The organism is Sporolactobacillus vineae DSM 21990 = SL153, from assembly GCF_000377985.1.
GTDB lineage: Bacteria > Bacillota > Bacilli > Bacillales > Sporolactobacillaceae > Sporolactobacillus > Sporolactobacillus vineae.
The window spans coordinates 384,858-399,644 of record NZ_KB899043.1; the positions used below are offsets into that span (position 1 = coordinate 384,858).

Annotated in this window: 12 protein-coding genes, 11 tRNA genes and 1 pseudogene; 3 read left to right on the top strand and 21 right to left on the bottom strand. The window is 46.7% G+C overall.

What is annotated here, in order from left to right:
* Nucleotides 1-202 precede the first annotated feature (202 nt).
* Nucleotides 203-640 carry an Lrp/AsnC family transcriptional regulator gene (locus D889_RS0104150; protein WP_010630566.1) on the top strand — a complete coding sequence of 146 codons (438 nt, stop codon included), beginning with the start codon at nt 203-205 and terminating at the stop codon, nt 638-640.
* A 94-nt stretch (nt 641-734) separates the two neighbouring features.
* Nucleotides 735-1,124 (top strand): SMU1112c/YaeR family gloxylase I-like metalloprotein, encoded by a 390-nt coding sequence (gene gloA2 / locus D889_RS0104155; RefSeq protein ID WP_010630567.1) that lies wholly within the window; start codon nt 735-737, stop codon nt 1,122-1,124.
* A gap of 2 nt (nt 1,125-1,126) precedes the next feature.
* Here the strand turns inward: gloA2 and D889_RS0104160 are convergent, their stop codons facing one another.
* From D889_RS0104160 to D889_RS0104175, 4 genes are read right to left on the bottom strand one after another with little or no spacing between them, the layout of a single operon-like run.
* Nucleotides 1,127-1,585, bottom strand: coding sequence for an ASCH domain-containing protein (locus D889_RS0104160; RefSeq protein WP_010630568.1), 459 nt, complete (start codon nt 1,583-1,585; stop codon nt 1,127-1,129).
* A 40-nt stretch (nt 1,586-1,625) separates the two neighbouring features.
* Entirely contained in the window at nt 1,626-2,189 is a 564-nt protein-coding gene (locus D889_RS0104165; protein ID WP_010630569.1) for a phosphotransferase, read from the bottom strand.
* Nucleotides 2,190-2,203: 14 nt separating this feature from the next.
* A complete protein-coding gene (locus D889_RS0104170; RefSeq protein ID WP_010630570.1) occupies nt 2,204-2,809 on the bottom strand; it encodes a TetR/AcrR family transcriptional regulator in 606 nt (201 codons plus the stop codon).
* Nucleotides 2,806-3,531, bottom strand: coding sequence for an MBL fold metallo-hydrolase (locus D889_RS0104175; protein WP_010630571.1), 726 nt, complete (start codon nt 3,529-3,531; stop codon nt 2,806-2,808). Before D889_RS0104175 ends, D889_RS0104170 begins: the two co-directional genes overlap by 4 nt.
* Nucleotides 3,532-3,922: 391 nt before the next feature.
* Here D889_RS0104175 and katA point away from each other — a divergent pair, with 391 nt between their 5' ends.
* Nucleotides 3,923-5,383 (top strand): catalase KatA, encoded by a 1,461-nt coding sequence (katA, locus tag D889_RS0104180; protein ID WP_010630572.1) that lies wholly within the window; start codon nt 3,923-3,925, stop codon nt 5,381-5,383.
* Between the two features lie 156 nt (nt 5,384-5,539).
* On the opposite strand, the pseudogene D889_RS15565 reads toward katA, so the two are convergent.
* The 17 genes and pseudogenes from D889_RS15565 to D889_RS0104260 all read right to left on the bottom strand — a co-directional run.
* Nucleotides 5,540-5,656 (bottom strand): annotated as a pseudogene (locus tag D889_RS15565) (zinc-binding alcohol dehydrogenase family protein); the annotation flags it as partial.
* A gap of 27 nt (nt 5,657-5,683) precedes the next feature.
* Nucleotides 5,684-6,313: an ECF transporter S component gene (locus tag D889_RS0104185; RefSeq protein ID WP_010630573.1), complete on the bottom strand. Its 630-nt coding sequence runs from the start codon at nt 6,311-6,313 to the stop codon at nt 5,684-5,686.
* 597 nt (nt 6,314-6,910) lie between these two features.
* Nucleotides 6,911-7,231: an SDR family oxidoreductase gene (locus D889_RS14840; protein WP_010632872.1), complete on the bottom strand. Its 321-nt coding sequence runs from the start codon at nt 7,229-7,231 to the stop codon at nt 6,911-6,913.
* 199 nt (nt 7,232-7,430) lie between these two features.
* Nucleotides 7,431-10,700, bottom strand: a complete 3,270-nt coding sequence (locus tag D889_RS0104195) for a DEAD/DEAH box helicase (protein WP_018962163.1) — start codon at nt 10,698-10,700, stop codon at nt 7,431-7,433.
* Nucleotides 10,701-10,793: 93 nt separating this feature from the next.
* Nucleotides 10,794-11,273, bottom strand: a complete 480-nt coding sequence (locus D889_RS0104200) for a hypothetical protein (protein ID WP_010632870.1) — start codon at nt 11,271-11,273, stop codon at nt 10,794-10,796.
* A gap of 50 nt (nt 11,274-11,323) precedes the next feature.
* A complete protein-coding gene (locus tag D889_RS0104205) occupies nt 11,324-13,243 on the bottom strand; it encodes a PTS fructose transporter subunit IIABC (RefSeq protein ID WP_010632869.1) in 1,920 nt (639 codons plus the stop codon).
* A gap of 545 nt (nt 13,244-13,788) precedes the next feature.
* Nucleotides 13,789-13,870 (bottom strand) — tRNA-Leu (locus D889_RS0104210).
* A gap of 25 nt (nt 13,871-13,895) precedes the next feature.
* Nucleotides 13,896-13,969, bottom strand: a tRNA-Cys gene (locus D889_RS0104215).
* Between the two features lie 8 nt (nt 13,970-13,977).
* A tRNA-Gly gene (locus tag D889_RS0104220) sits at nt 13,978-14,052 on the bottom strand.
* Nucleotides 14,053-14,059: 7 nt separating this feature from the next.
* A tRNA-Gln gene (locus D889_RS0104225) sits at nt 14,060-14,131 on the bottom strand.
* A gap of 10 nt (nt 14,132-14,141) precedes the next feature.
* Nucleotides 14,142-14,215 (bottom strand) — tRNA-His (locus D889_RS0104230).
* A 12-nt stretch (nt 14,216-14,227) separates the two neighbouring features.
* Nucleotides 14,228-14,298, bottom strand: a tRNA-Trp gene (locus D889_RS0104235).
* Nucleotides 14,299-14,308: 10 nt separating this feature from the next.
* Nucleotides 14,309-14,390: transfer RNA gene (locus D889_RS0104240), tRNA-Tyr, on the bottom strand.
* A gap of 22 nt (nt 14,391-14,412) precedes the next feature.
* Nucleotides 14,413-14,488: transfer RNA gene (locus D889_RS0104245), tRNA-Thr, on the bottom strand.
* Between the two features lie 9 nt (nt 14,489-14,497).
* Nucleotides 14,498-14,573 (bottom strand) — tRNA-Phe (locus tag D889_RS0104250).
* A gap of 56 nt (nt 14,574-14,629) precedes the next feature.
* Nucleotides 14,630-14,706: transfer RNA gene (locus D889_RS0104255), tRNA-Asp, on the bottom strand.
* A gap of 2 nt (nt 14,707-14,708) precedes the next feature.
* Nucleotides 14,709-14,785 (bottom strand) — tRNA-Met (locus tag D889_RS0104260).
* Between the last annotated feature and the right edge of the window lie 2 nt (nt 14,786-14,787).

Here is a 14,787-nt window from a genome sequence, read left to right on the forward strand (position 1 = left end):
GGAAGAACGGAAAGGCGATAGCTTTTAAAGAACTTGTTCAATAAAATAATTTTCTGGTATTTCTTTTTCATTTAATAATTTTTTCGGTTAAAAATAATAACAAAAACAAATTAGATGTGTAAGACAACCTGACAATAAATTTAATTTTCTATTAGTGGAGTGCCTATAATAATAGACGAATGGAGAAAGGGTGGCCTGTTGAATGGATGCCATAGACCGGAAGATTATTAATCGGCTCCAGCAAAATGCCCGTGTGTCGCTCAAAGAGCTGGCGAAGGAATGTTATATCTCTCCACCAACGATTTCCGCCCGAATACGTCACATGGAGAAATCGGGTGTTATCAAAAATTACTACACGTTGATTGATCCTAAAAAAGCCGGATACCATATCAAAGCGTTTATTAATGTAAAGGTGGAGCCGGCAGACAAGGCCGCGTTTTATACCTACATTAGAGATGTTCCTAACGTCCTTGAATGCAATTGTATTTCCGGCGAATTCTCCATGCTCATTAAAGTCATATTTGAGAGTACAGAATTGCTGGATTCATTCATCAATTCATTGCAAAAATTTGGCAAAACGAATACGCAAATCGTTTTTTCAACGCCAGTGGATGTACGCGGGATACACCTGAGTGAATAAGTGATAAGTGATATACACCCTGTTACTACCCGTTGAATTTTTCCCGGGGCTTTGTTACAGTGAAGGATATTCTTCTGAAAGGGAGCTCGTTGCGATGAAAATCAATCGTCTTCACCACTGTGCCGTGATCTGCTCGGACTACCGGCGTTCCAGACATTTCTATGTTGATTTACTGGGACTTACCATTATTCATGAGATGTATCGCAAAGAACGGGATTCCTATAAACTGGATCTGGCGGTCGGCGACAGCAGCGACCGGATCGAGCTGTTTTCATTTCCTGATCCGCCGGCCCGGTTAACCCATCCGGAAGCATCCGGACTCAGGCATCTGGCCTTTGCTGTCGATGATGTAGCTGAGACCGTGCAGGAGCTGAATGCCAGGGGTATCCCCACAGAGGCCGTGCGCGTGGATCCGGTGACCGGTAAACGCTTTACCTTTTTCAAAGATCCCGACGACCTGCCGCTGGAACTTTACCAGGAGTGAGATTATCTTGTGAAGACCACTTCAAAGACTTCGCAGACACAGGGAATGGCCGTACTGAAGGTTAAACCGGCTTCGGCATATTCCTCCTTAAAAAAAGCTTCATGAACCTCCCGCCAGTAAGCTAATGAACGATCCCCTTCGCCCTCATGCCAGGCATGTTCCGAGGATACGGACTGGAACGGCACGATTTCCGTAACAACGGTTTTCGTGATCGCCACAGGCTCCCCGCTTCCGTCAAGGATGATATTATACTCCCCTGGCTGAGGGAGCGGTTCATCAGCCTCGTAGAGCTTATAAGCCGATGTGGTCGCTGTCTTCACACCTCTGACAACCAATTCCGCCAGCTGATCAGCTGTTTCGGGCGTATAACCGAAAGACCAGGCCTGATAGTTGTCATGAGTTATCTCCTGTTGCACCTTAAATGCCTTCCAGAATTTTTTAATCGATGCTTCATTTGTCATTATTACTACCTCAATTCAGCTATTTTGTATCTTAAAGTACTTAATGAAAGACGAGAGCGCTAAGTTCCAAGAATCGTTGAAGCAGTTCACGATTAATGGGTTCATTGTTTTGTACCTCGTGTAACAATTCGTGAAAGACCGGCTGAAGTCCATAAAAGGTTTGCACTCTTGAGAACAATGCTTCCCTTGACTCAGTATGTAGATGTGTTCCCTGAAACTCCGATAATTGGATGCTGTGCAACTTTGTTAAAAAGTCAGCAATCAGCCTGGCATTTTCATGACTCGCTTGAAAATTGTTTAGACATTGACTGAGCGACTCGCCTTTCAACAGCGGATAGGATACACCCTTTATTCTACTGCCCTCGTAAACAGGCTGGTATCTTGGAATCTGCAGAACAGGATCTTTCATCGCTAAGCGCTGCAATATGGTCAGTTCATCAGTAAACTGATCAAGCATCCCTTCTTTTTTTGGAAATCGGAACGCGATCCGTTTGTTAATGATCAGCAAATCATTATCCCAGCCGCTGCTGATGAACTGAACCTTTTTGATTGCCTGACGGGGCAGCGATGCTTCGGCGATTCTGATCATTTGATCCTTTTGCATTGGGCATCTTTCCTTCAGGCAGAGTGATTTTCCGTTTTCTGATTCTCTTTTCCGGGCGCCTCATTCATCGCCATCAGTCCCTTAATGAAGGTATCAAAGGCAACGGAAATCGAATCGTCCAGCGGGACTTCGATTTGAAATCCGCCCTGGTATTCGAGTGTACTGAAACCATGAGCAAGCGCACGCAACCCCCGGACGAAATGAATCGCCCTTACATTACCAAAATGGTACGGCTCGAGCACTTTTATAATGATCGCGACAATTGCGGAGCTCTCCTGGTCAATATCCGGATCCTGCAGGTCTGGGGCAATCAGAGTCGCCGCATATAAACCAGGATTTTCGCGCATAAAATGAATGAAAGCAAACCCGATCGCTTTCAATGCCCCATCTCCCGAACGTCCGACTGCCGACTGGGTCACTTCATAATTCAGTTGTTTGAGCGCATCAAGCGCCAATTCTTTTCTCAAATCCTTTAAACCCGATATATGGTTATATAAAGACGGCGTCTTTATTTTTAGTGCCTTGGCAACCCGGGCGAGCGTCAGGGCATCATAGCCTTCCTGATTGACAATGTCTCTGCTGACACTGAGTATCGCCTGTTTGGTAATCTTTTCTTTCACCTTTTCACCACCTCTTCAGCAACTTGCGCCTGCCGGATTGCCTGAGCCATGACTGTTTTCGGATCCGTTAAAAAGTGCCCGTGTCCGACGCCCAATAAAGTCGGAGACAAGTGTACAAGTTTTATCGCACTTTGAATTGCCGCTTCCTTGTTCCAGGTTGCCCAGGCCGGGAAGGGAAAAAAGGGTTTCAACTGACCCGATACGGCCACCCCGCCCCGCACCTGAAAGGCGTCGCCGGCAAGCAGCACGCCCGACGCCTCATTGTACAAAGCGATATGTCCGGGCGTGTGCCCGGGTGTTGCAACCACACGGAAAGAACCGACGACATCGCCTTCCGAAACTTCACGGTCCGGCACCGTCTTAATGGTTCCCGGCTTAGGGACACCGCCCCTGACCTTTGTTTGCGGTTCGTTCGTATCAAGTGTCACATCACCCCTGAGCAGTTTCGCATCCCGGGCCGAAATCACCACCTCGCAGTCCGGAAGCAGTGCCTTCAATTTATCCAGCGCCCCAATATGATCGCTGTGGGCATGCGTCAGGATAATTCGCGAGATCGGTTTGCCGATGGCTTCGGCAGTTTTCAAAATCCCCTTATAACTGAACGGCAGCGCCGCATCAATCAGTGTCAGTGCATCCCCTTCATCTGCCAGATAACTGTTCACAGGAAACCAGGACGGGAAAAACGTCAGCTGAAAAATACTGTCTTTTTGTGTCACCTTCATCATTTATCATCTCCCTGGTACTATTATATTTAGTATTTTAACTAATGTTATTAGTTTTGTAAAGCAGAACAGCCCTTTTCTTTTCCAATCCATGAAACTTTTCGGAATCGCTCGCTCTTCCAGGAGGGATCCCCGGCCCGCTCATGCCGGACTGACAGCGTAGTATACATTTTACCGACCGGCGCCGGATTTTTTCAATTGTATTATATAATTATCATATAGTCTCCAGCTCAGTGCAAAGAATGAACCATCAAATTACAGCCATCACCTTTGCAATCATCATCGCCTAACCAGCCAAAATCAACATTTATATAGAATTAATATTAATTAGTTTTAATTTTAATTAATCTATGATATCCTCAGATCATACTCCAAAGGAAGAGGGGAAGACATGAGCGACAACACGAACAAATTAACGACAAGTTGGGGAGCTCCGGTGGGGGATAACCAAAACTCGATGACAGCAGGTTCATCAGGACCGACATTGATCCAGGATGTGGCTTTGCTGGATAAGCTGGCACACTTCGACCGCGAACGCGTTCCCGAACGCGTCGTGCATGCGAAAGGTGCCGGAGCGCACGGTTACTTCGAAGTGACAAATGATCTTTCGCGCTACACGAAAGCGGACTTTCTGTCGGAAATCGGGAAACATACACCGGTGTTTGTCCGCTTCTCAACAGTTGCGGGTGAGCTGGGATCGGCGGATACCGTCCGCGATCCGAGAGGTTTTGCCGTTAAATTTTACACGAATGAGGGCAATTATGACTTGGTCGGCAACAACACGCCGGTGTTCTTCATTCGCGATGCCATCAAATTCCCTGATTTCATTCATACCCAGAAACGCGATCCGCGGACACATCTGAAGAACCCGACAGCCGTCTGGGATTTCTGGTCGCTTTCGCCTGAGTCGCTCCATCAAGTCACGATTCTCGCTTCTGATCGCGGCATACCGGCGACACTCCGTCATATGCACGGTTACGGCAGCCACACCTTCAAATGGACGAACGCCGAAGGAAAAAGCGTGTGGGTAAAATATCACTGGAAAACCGATCAGGGGATCAAAAATCTTGATGTCAATCTCGCCGAAAAATTAGCCGGGGAGAATCCGGATTATCATACTCAGGATTTGTTTAATGCGATTGAAGCCGGTGAGTTCCCTTCATGGACGTTAAAAGTGCAAATCATGCCGCTTGAAGAGGCAAAAACATATCGATTCAATCCGTTTGACGTGACCAAGGTCTGGTCTCAGAAAGATTATCCGCTGATCGAAGTCGGTCGAATGGTGTTAAACAAGAATCCTGAAAATTACTTTGCCGAAGTTGAGCAGGCCGCCTTCTCACCGGCGACACTGGTTCCCGGTATCGGTGTATCGCCGGACAAAATGCTGCAGGGCAGACTCTTCTCCTATGCGGATACGCAGCGGCACCGGATCGGACCGAATTATCAGTTGCTGCCGATTAACCGCCCGCTGAATCATGCGACGAATTACTATCGGGATGGAGCTATGCGGTTTGACGACAATGGCGGCCGCTCGGCCTACTATGAACCGAACAGCTTCGGCGGACCGCATGAAACCCCGGAGAACAAACAGGCTGAATTTGACGTCAGCGGTACGGCAGCAAGCGTTCCTTATGACGATGATGACTTTTATACCCAGGCCGGCGACCTGTACCGCTTAATGAGTGAGGACGAACGCACCAGGCTCATCAACAATCTTGTGAACTGGATGAAGCCAGTTGAAAAAGACTCGATTAAAGAACGGCAGATTCGCCACTTCTACAAAGCTGACCCGGAATACGGCAGACGTGTCGCCGAGGGCCTCGGTCTCCCGGTTCCGGAAAATATTATTTGAAATCAATCTGTACTGTCATGAATCAACCCGGCATGGGAATGCACGTCTCATGCCGGGTTGATTCGTGCATTTGATTCGGTTTTCATAGATAATGTGTCATTTCTATATCGTCGATAATCACCGATAGATTCTCATTCTTGCGAGATTTCCAACTGACCAGCTTACTGTTTCAGGGCGAGAAGCACTGGCGATTACATGCAGACCGGCCCAATAGGCAAGTTGCATTGCATTCAATCCGACGCCGCCTGTACCATTAATAATCAGAATGTTCTTTTCTCGCAGTTGCCAGTTCTATTGATGTTATGAACGTCTTTTTGACAAAATGAGTTTTACCGGTTTGCAGACGGCAGACGCGGCAATGGCATTGATCACCGCTTCCGGGATCCCGCTGGTCAGGACGGTCAAACCAATGATATCCAGCATAGCTTTGCCGACAAGTGAGGAATATTGAGCCCCAAAGAACAGCCAGATGCCGCCCATAACGCCAAAAGTATTCGTCAGACTGCCCAGCGCAGCGCTCAATGAAAAGCAGAGTACATTTTTCCCGGGAAAAATTTTGGACAGTGCCTGATAGACCAAACCGGTCACGACCCCAATTAAGATACGCGGCACAAAGCTGATCAGCAGGCTTCCGAAATTGCCATGAAATTTTCCAAAAGAGTAAAACGGTGAGAACACAAAAGCTGAAATCGGCATCGGAGGGATTAACGTCCAGATGATTAAACTGAACAGCCCCGCGAATGCACCCATCGCAGCACCTGCTCCGGTTCCGAGCAGCAGGGCCGTGATGACGACAGGAATCGCGGACAAAGTGGCGACAATCGGACCAAGCGCCGGTAACGAACCAAGCGGAGTAAAGCAAAACACAATTTCAATTGCTAGTAAAATACTAAACTGGGTCAGGAAAAGCGTTCTATTTTTCTTAGTCATAAAATGAATTCCCCCTCATTGTCTTTCCTCTGGATGCAACTTGCAATATGTGATCTTACTATAGCACAGATTGAAACCGGATCGTTTTCCAGGATCCAATGCAACAATACTCAAGTGTATTAAACCACCATTTTTTAAGATTCACAGATCGTTTCAGCCATTCAGATCAGTAGAAATCCTTCTATTCAATGTAACTTTTTATATCAAAGCATTGCTTTCATAATCTATTAATGATTAATTAAGCAAAAAATCAAAAACCCGGTATGGGATTATCCGCCTCATACCGGGTTTTTGATTTTTACTAGTTCTATTGATCTTTCGAAATGATGGGTATCGCTTTGATACGCCTGAGCATGGCCCATAAAAATCCCGAACAGACCGCAGTGAATGCTGCAAAAATAAAGATCATTAGCCAGGTGTTGGTCCCGGTCAAAATCATGGAAACAGCCATCTCTATTTTTTCCATATTTTAGTATATTGTGTGAAATGCGCGCATTTATTTCAATTTGCGCGCAATTTTCCGGAAATGCGCGCATATTTCCGGAAATACGCGTGATTTTCCAGAAATGCGCGCATTTCCGAGTTACAGATCAAAATTCAATTGAATACAATACCGCAGTCAATTAATACAGACTGGCCGGTCATATAGTCCGAATTGCTCAATGCCATGAATGAAACAAAGTTGGCAATATCCTCCGGTTTTTCAGGACGGCCCAGCGAGATGCTCTCGATGGCTTTCTTAAATGCCTCACCTTTATTAATCCCTTCATAGTTCGTCATGACATCGTCAATGCGATCCCACATGCCTGTGCCGACAATTCCCGGGCAATAAGCATTGACTGTAATATTGTACTTGGCCAGTTCCTTTGCCGCTGCCTGAGTAAAGCCGCGCACGGCAAATTTTGTAATAATGTACATGCATTATAGATTGTGCATCATTAAATTTCAACCTAATACCGGGACTCTTTATTAAAGGTTGGCAGCAATAAAGCAGCGGGTTGATCTGAACATATCCTGCTGCTTTTAATCGCTGTACGATTTTCTCGAGAATACCCGAGTACTCGGTGTTCCTACTTTCTGGGGTAATAGACTCTTAACCACGATTTAAGGACCACAATCAGATATTCAAAATCTCCCTGATGTCTTTCTCCGTTAACCTGGACAACGACTGATCACCTGGTTCTACGACTGATTCAATTAAATCTCGTTTATTTTGTTGCAGTTTATGGATTTTCTCTTCAATGGTACCTTGAGTAATCATACGAATCACCTGCACAATGTGCCGCTGACCGATCCGATGAGCTCTTCCGACCGCCTGATCCTCTACCGCAGGATTCCACCACAGATCAAAAAGGATTACCATATCGGCTCCAGTTAAATTAAGTCCTGTATTTCCCGCCTTCAGGGAAAGAAGAAAGACGTTTTTCTCCCCTTGATTGAACTGTTCGACCATATCCACTCTGTTTTTCGCCGGTGTTTGTCCATCAAGGTAAAAAAAGCTAATCCCTTCTTTATCCAATGCCTGACGAATAATTGCCAGCATACTGGTAAACTGAGAAAAAATGAGCATCCTCCTGCCATTATCGAGTCCGTCGGAGATCAGCTCCAGCAGATGCTGCAGTTTGCCGGATTCCCCATGATAGTCTTCAACAAAAAGAGCGGGATGACAGCAAATCTGCCGAAGACGGGTAAGCCCTGCCAGGATCTTGATCCGATTCTTCTCAAATCCTTCTTTTTTAAGAGAATCCTTTGTTTGTTCCCGGATTTTCCGAAGATACGCCAGATAGAGTTCTTTCTGCTCTTTGGTCAGTTCAGATGTCTGGACCGTCTCGATCTTGTCCGGAAGTTCCGACAAAACATCCTTTTTGACTCGGCGAAGCAAGAAAGGCCGAATCATTTTTGCTATTTTTTCCTTATCTAATTTTTTAAAATCCGAAAGTCCGGGAAAAAATCCAGGCAAAATAGTCTGGAAGATCGACCAGAGCTCATCAATCGAATTTTCAATTGGCGTTCCACTCAGCGCAAACCGATTCCGAGCATTAATTTTACGGATGGATCTGGCTGTCTTGGTATTAAAATTCTTAACGGCTTGCGCCTCATCAAGAATCAGCGTGCTGAATGCCTGATCCTCATAGGTACGGATATCCTGCCTGAGCGTCTGGTAAGAAGTAATCCAGATATCCGGTCCCTGTTCTTGCCGGTACATGGCTTTCCGCTCCTGCGCCGTACCGGAGGCAACAACGGCATGCAGATTCGGTGCAAACTTCGTCAGTTCATTCTTCCAGTTATAGATCAATGATGCCGGGGTTACAATCAGTACCGGTTGAATTTCAGTTGCCTTCTCTTTTTCCGATAACAGAAATGCGACACTTTGCACCGTCTTGCCCAGCCCCATCTCATCAGCAAGAATACCGCCAAGACCATACTGGCCAAGTGTTTTCATCCATTGATAACCGTAAAGCTGATAATCTCTGAGCCTGGCATGCAGCGCTTCCGGGACTTCATAGTCAATCAGATCAGGATTTTTCAATCGGTTCAGAAAACGTCGAAATGTCTTACTGAAGCCAATCGCCGTATGTTCTTCGCCAATAATCGATTCGATTTGACTGCCGCGATAAAGCGGCAGTTCCACTTGATCGTGCTGAAGTTCTGACTTTGAAAGGTTCAGCGCTTCCAGCATTTGACCGACCGATGCAAACTCTTCATCTTCCAGCGGGACAAATGCTCCGCCGGGGAGGCGATAGTATTTCTTCTTCTCAACAAGCGATCGAAGTATTTCCTGGATATCTTTCTCCTCGATGCCGTCAATCTGAAATTTGACCTCCAGCCAATTACCGCCGGAGTCCACATCTATCGATGCAAAAGGTTTCTTTCGTTCCGGCAGCAAGAGTTCCCTGACCGAATTTGTCATGAATATGTCCGCTAAATCTTCCAATCTGGGAAGTGTTTCAAATAAGAATGCGTAAATATTTGCCTCTCCTTCAGCGCAAACCTGTTTTCTCCTCACCTTTAATTGGGCGGATTCGAGTATATCCATAATTCTTTGTTCTTTTTCCGCATCACGAATAAAAATCTGTTCGTCTGAACCCACGCTTTTCTCTTTTTCGAAGGGTTTCACGACTGTATCGCCATAATGATATTCCAGTTGAACAGTCAGCTGTTCAGCTTCACGATCAATCCACAGTTTTGCGTGCAGCGGATAGGATGCCATTCGATCTGAGATTTCATCGGCAATCGTCAGCTGACTGATTTTTTTCAAACCGGGGGCAACATGAGAGAGAAACGGCTCGATTTGTTTTTTCCCAATCGGCAGTGAGGTGAGCTGCGAGCTCCTGACGATCGACATCAGCTCCCTGGTGAAATCCTGCTGAGCGGAAGAAAGCGGGTACAGCCCGTCATTTTTCATAAGACAGCCGTATTCATCCATATATTCCGATTCATTCAAATCAGACAGATCCACCTCATAATGACCGTCGGGACGCTGATCAAGGTGAAGGGCAAACGGAATCTCCTGTTCATGTATGACCGCTTTCATCCGTCCTGAACGGTCATCGTCAATATAGAAGGAGCAGGATTTTAGCTTACTCACCAGGGTGGGAAACAGCATCGGCGGAATAATAAACTGGCGCTCATCAGAGCTCGCGTAACCGCCCAGATAAGCATATTGCAGATTTCGATAATTTCGTCGTTCCATTTGTTCATTGATCAGGTCAATCACGGCCCTGTCTTCCGGGGAGAATCCGTGCTCTGAAGGGCTGAATGAAAACTTGCCTGTAAATCGATATGAAGTCTGATTGGCTACTGAAGTAATAAAATTCCTGATCTTGCGAACTATGTACAGCCGCTCCGTGCCGCTTGTCATCTCCAAAGCAAACCATGAAGAATGGCGCTTAAGTGTCCATTCAATACGCATCCGCTGTTTCCGTTCATTGTACTCATAGTCACGTTCGTTCTGCTGAAACCTGGAAAACGTATCAATCAGCTGATCCGTCAGTACCTCTTCACGGCGCAATTGCTGAAGCTCAGCACGACGTGAAGAAATCAAAGAGGCAGAAGTTGTTCGCCTTCCTGTCGATCGATTTCCCGGTATCATCCTCCCGCTTTGTTGATATTCATATAGTTTCAAGAGAACCGACGCCACATGCTTGCATGGATTTGAAAAACGATGAGCCGCCGGACAGTCGCAATGATAGAAAAATGATTGACCTTCAAATCGAACGCTAACCTTGTATTGCCCAGTTCCGTTAACTTCTGCCTGCCAGCAGCCGCTTTCCGCATCAAAACGAAGTTCTCCGACATGCCCGCTTGTATAGTATCGATGACCTCTCTGATAAATCGAAGGCGAAAAAAGACCCTTGATCTTTTTCTCCGATAGTTGAATATCCATCAATAATTAACACACCTGTTCATTGAGTTTGATGATAATTCTGTGGATTGAACGACATACAAAATCAACTATAACACAGAACCGGTTATCGGCTCATGAAATGTCTGAATCCGAAATGAGATAGTGGTCTTTCACTGAGGGCAGCAAAGTAACTGCCTGAATCGCCATCCCTAGAAAGAGGTAGAAGACATGAATAAACGCAATCGCCTGAAAAATGTATACTTCGATCATAATCCAGCCGATGAGGATAAAGCCAATGTAAAGGGAAACATTCCATGCCCAGTGAATGTCTTTATAGAGACTGAATCCTCTGCCAAAGCGAGGCCTTTTCTCCGTAATCAGAAAAAAAGCAGCGATCAGTGGAAGTACGCCAAGCACAGAAAAGAGAATGAGTCCAGGAATCAAAAAGGTATGAAATGGACTGTAGCGAAGTAGTTCAATCGGTATCCGGAGCAGTGTGCCATCAGGCGACAGGATCAAAGCCCCGCCGCCGAAAATCGCACCGACCCCAAGCAGAAGCTGCAGGAAGATAAGTACAGAGCACCATCCAGTTTTATGCTTCGCTGACCGCATTCAGGATCAACTCCATAAGTGTTTTTTCCTTCATGATTTATTATAATTAATTACTCGTGTTTCAACCCTGACGAATTTTCCCGTTTCTTCAGGGGATTTTTCCAAAAGCCGATAATCAGTCCGGAGATCACGGCACCGATCAGAATGGCAGCGATAAACAGAAACGGCTGATTGCTCAGGGCAACAACAAAGATGCCTCCATGCGGTGCCGGAATGCTGACTTTCCATAATTGCGTCAAAGCGCCTGCGGTCGCCGAACCGATAATGCTTGAACAGATAATGCGCAGAGGGTCGGCAGCGGCGAATGGAATGGCGCCCTCTGTAATAAACGATAACCCAAGCACATAATTCGTAATTCCTGCCTTACGTTCTTCTTCATTGAACTTTGCTCTGAAGAAGGTTGTGGCCAAGGCGATTGCGAGCGGCGGAACCATCCCGCCGGCCATGACTGCGGCCATCATCAGACCGCCGTTTGACGCACCGCTGGTGAAGACGCCGATCGCAAATGTGTAAGCTGCCTTGTTCACAGGACCGCCCATATCAACGGCCTGCATCCCGCCGAGAACGAGTCCGAGCAATATAGCATTCCCGGTGCCAAGATGACTCAGCGCACCGACCAGGCCTGTATTAACCCATGTGAAAATTGGATCGAGGATATAATACATGAGCCCTCCAGTAATCAGCAACCCAAATACCGGAAAGAGTAGAATTGGTTTCAAACCGTTGAGTGTCCTAGGAAGTCCGGCAAATACTTTCTTCAGCAGAATGATCACCCAGCCAGCAAGGAAGCCGGCTGCCAGGCCGCCGAGAAACCCGGCGTTCGAAGAATATGCCATAAACCCGCCGACAACACCGGGCATCAATGCAGGACGGTCGCCGATGCTTACGGCAATATATCCGGCCAGAATCGCGATCAGGAAGTGGAACGCCCCGGTCTGGCCGCCGGCAACCGAACTCAGCATCTGAAAAATGGTGTTATTCTTTCCAAGATGCTCAAACATAAACGAAATAGCCAGAAGAATACCACCGCCGACAACGAACGGCAGCATGTGTGAAATACCGTTCATCAGGTCTTTATAGATCCTGTTCCAGATGCTGACTGTGCTTTCAGATTCGGAAAAATCCACACCGCCTTCTGCATGATACACAGGAGCCTGTCCGTGAAGCACCTTATTAATCAATTCCTCAGGCTTGCGGATACCGTCACTGACCGGCGTCTGAAGCACCTTCTTGCCATCGAACCGGGCCATTTCCACCTTTTTGTCAGCCGCAACAATAACCCCGGCCGCCCGTTTGATTTCATCGTGGGTTAGTACGTGCTTGGCGCCTTCAGATCCGTCTGTTTCAACCCGGATGGCCACGCCCATCTCTGCAGCTTTCTTCTTCAGTGCATCTTCAGCCATGTAGGTGTGGGCAATGCCTGTCGGGCAGGCGGTAACGGCTACGACAAATTTGTCATCGTCCGAAGTCTCCTGCGCCGGATGAGCCGCTTCTTTCTTCTCAGCTTTCTCTTTTTCAGCCTGCTTATCATCAAATAATCTGGCTACTTGCTCAGGCGTCTCAGCCTGCTTAACCTCGGCAACAAAGTCCTGATCAATCAACAACCGTGACAGCGCTGCCAGCGTCTGCAAATGGACATTGGATGCGCCCTCAGGTGCGGCAATCATAAAGAACAGATAGGACGGCTTGCCGTCGAGCGCCTTGTAATCCACACCTTTTTTGCTGCGCCCGAAGACAACTGTTGCTTCATTTACTGCTTTAGTTTTTGCATGCGGCATGGCGATTCCGTCGCCGATACCGGTGCTCGATTCCGCTTCTCTTTTCAGAATCATTTCTTTGAAGAGTTTCGGGTCGTTGATCCTTTCATTCCTCTCCAGGCTGGCGATCAGTTCATCGATCGCTTCTTCTTTAGTTGTCGCCTGCATGTCCATGACCATGGCACGCTTGATCATCAGATCGGTCATCTTCATCTTCACTCACCCTCATGTCATTATCGAATCGCCTGAACCCTTACAGCCCATTCGTTTGTCTTTGATATTTTTTGTGAAACATTTCCCTTATTGGAACAGTCGTCAACTGGTCCTGTCATTCATTCGTGCGATACGCAATACATTGTATTTAGTCCAGATCTCCATTTCACAAGGTACATTCTTATGATGTAACCGTTAACATTTCATACTATAAAAAATTGAAACCCTTCACGATACACAAAACGATGGTTGACTGCAGAGCTAACCTCCTCACCGTTTAAATGTAAATAATTTTAATTTATATCTATTACATGTAATTTATTTTAATTTTACCACTTGAGTCTGTTTTGTCAATGAAATCTCTGGCTCAAAAATTATCTGAAAAAGATCCGTTCATATCAAAAAAATCATTTAAAGGGATCACAATATTGTTGGATATACGATTTGTTAGTATAAAGCCAAAAGACAACAAAAAAGCCAGCACTCTGATTTACTCAAAGCACTGACTGTCCTCGGTTTAATGGGCCCTTTAATCCAATAAATGATACCGGCGGTGGGGGTCGAACCCACACTCCTTGCGGAACACGATTTTGAGTCGTGCGCGTCTGCCTATTCCGCCACGCCGGCATAAATAAAAATAAACATAAAAAAATGGAGGCGACACCCGGAATCGAACCGGGGATAAGGGTTTTGCAGACCCGTGCCTTACCGCTTGGCTATGCCGCCACATATAATGGAGCGGAAGACGGGATTCGAACCCGCGACCCCCACCATGGCAAGGTGATGTTCTACCACTGAACTACTTCCGCATTTTTACTGGCCCAGCTGGATTCGAACCAGCGCATGACGGCACCAAAAACCGTTGCCTTACCGCTTGGCTATGGGCCAAAAAACCAAGGGCGGTTAGTGGGGTTCGAACCCACGCGTGCCGGAACCACAATCCGGTGTGTTAAACCGCTTCACCATAACCGCCATCGTAATAAGCAGGGGTAGTAGGAATTGAACCCACACTGGAGGTTTTGGAGACCTCAGTTCTACCTTTAAACTATACCCCTATAATATAAATGGAGGGAGAAGGTTTCGAACCTTCGAACCCTAAGGGAGCGGATTTACAGTCCGCCGCGTTTAGCCTCTTCGCTATCCCTCCAGATTGTAAATAAACATAAAAATGGTGCCGGTCAGAGGACTTGAACCCCCAACCTACTGATTACAAGTCAGTTGCTCTACCAATTGAGCTAGACCGGCACATCATAATGGTGGCTCGAGGCGGAGTCGAACCACCGACACGAGGATTTTCAGTCCTCTGCTCTACCTGCTGAGCTATCGAGCCATAATAAAAAGATAAATCTTTATGTAAACTAAAGAAGATAAACAAAATAATAAAAATGGCGGGTCCGAGCGGGTTTGAACCGCCGATCTCCTGCGTGACAGGCAGGCATGTTAGACCACTACACCACGGACCCATTGGTTGCGGGGGCAGGATTTGAACCTGCGACCTTCGGGTTATGAGCCCGACGAGCTACCAGACTGCTCCACCCCGCGAT

Excerpts from the sequence above, each read along its gene's own strand:
- D889_RS0104150 (WP_010630566.1), top strand. The coding sequence starts at position 203 with ATGGATGCCATAGACCGGAAGATTATTAATCGGCTCCAGCAAAATGCC.
- D889_RS0104160 (WP_010630568.1), bottom strand. The coding sequence starts at position 1,585 with ATGACAAATGAAGCATCGATTAAAAAATTCTGGAAGGCATTTAAGGTG.
- katA (WP_010630572.1), top strand. The coding sequence starts at position 3,923 with ATGAGCGACAACACGAACAAATTAACGACAAGTTGGGGAGCTCCGGTG.
- D889_RS0104185 (WP_010630573.1), bottom strand. The coding sequence starts at position 6,313 with ATGACTAAGAAAAATAGAACGCTTTTCCTGACCCAGTTTAGTATTTTA.
- D889_RS0104175 (WP_010630571.1), bottom strand. The coding sequence starts at position 3,531 with ATGAAGGTGACACAAAAAGACAGTATTTTTCAGCTGACGTTTTTCCCG.
- D889_RS0104195 (WP_018962163.1), bottom strand. The coding sequence starts at position 10,700 with ATGGATATTCAACTATCGGAGAAAAAGATCAAGGGTCTTTTTTCGCCT.
- gloA2 (WP_010630567.1), top strand. The coding sequence starts at position 735 with ATGAAAATCAATCGTCTTCACCACTGTGCCGTGATCTGCTCGGACTAC.
- D889_RS0104165 (WP_010630569.1), bottom strand. The coding sequence starts at position 2,189 with ATGCAAAAGGATCAAATGATCAGAATCGCCGAAGCATCGCTGCCCCGT.
- D889_RS0104200 (WP_010632870.1), bottom strand. The coding sequence starts at position 11,273 with ATGCGGTCAGCGAAGCATAAAACTGGATGGTGCTCTGTACTTATCTTC.
- D889_RS0104205 (WP_010632869.1), bottom strand. The coding sequence starts at position 13,243 with ATGAAGATGACCGATCTGATGATCAAGCGTGCCATGGTCATGGACATG.
- D889_RS14840 (WP_010632872.1), bottom strand. The coding sequence starts at position 7,231 with ATGTACATTATTACAAAATTTGCCGTGCGCGGCTTTACTCAGGCAGCG.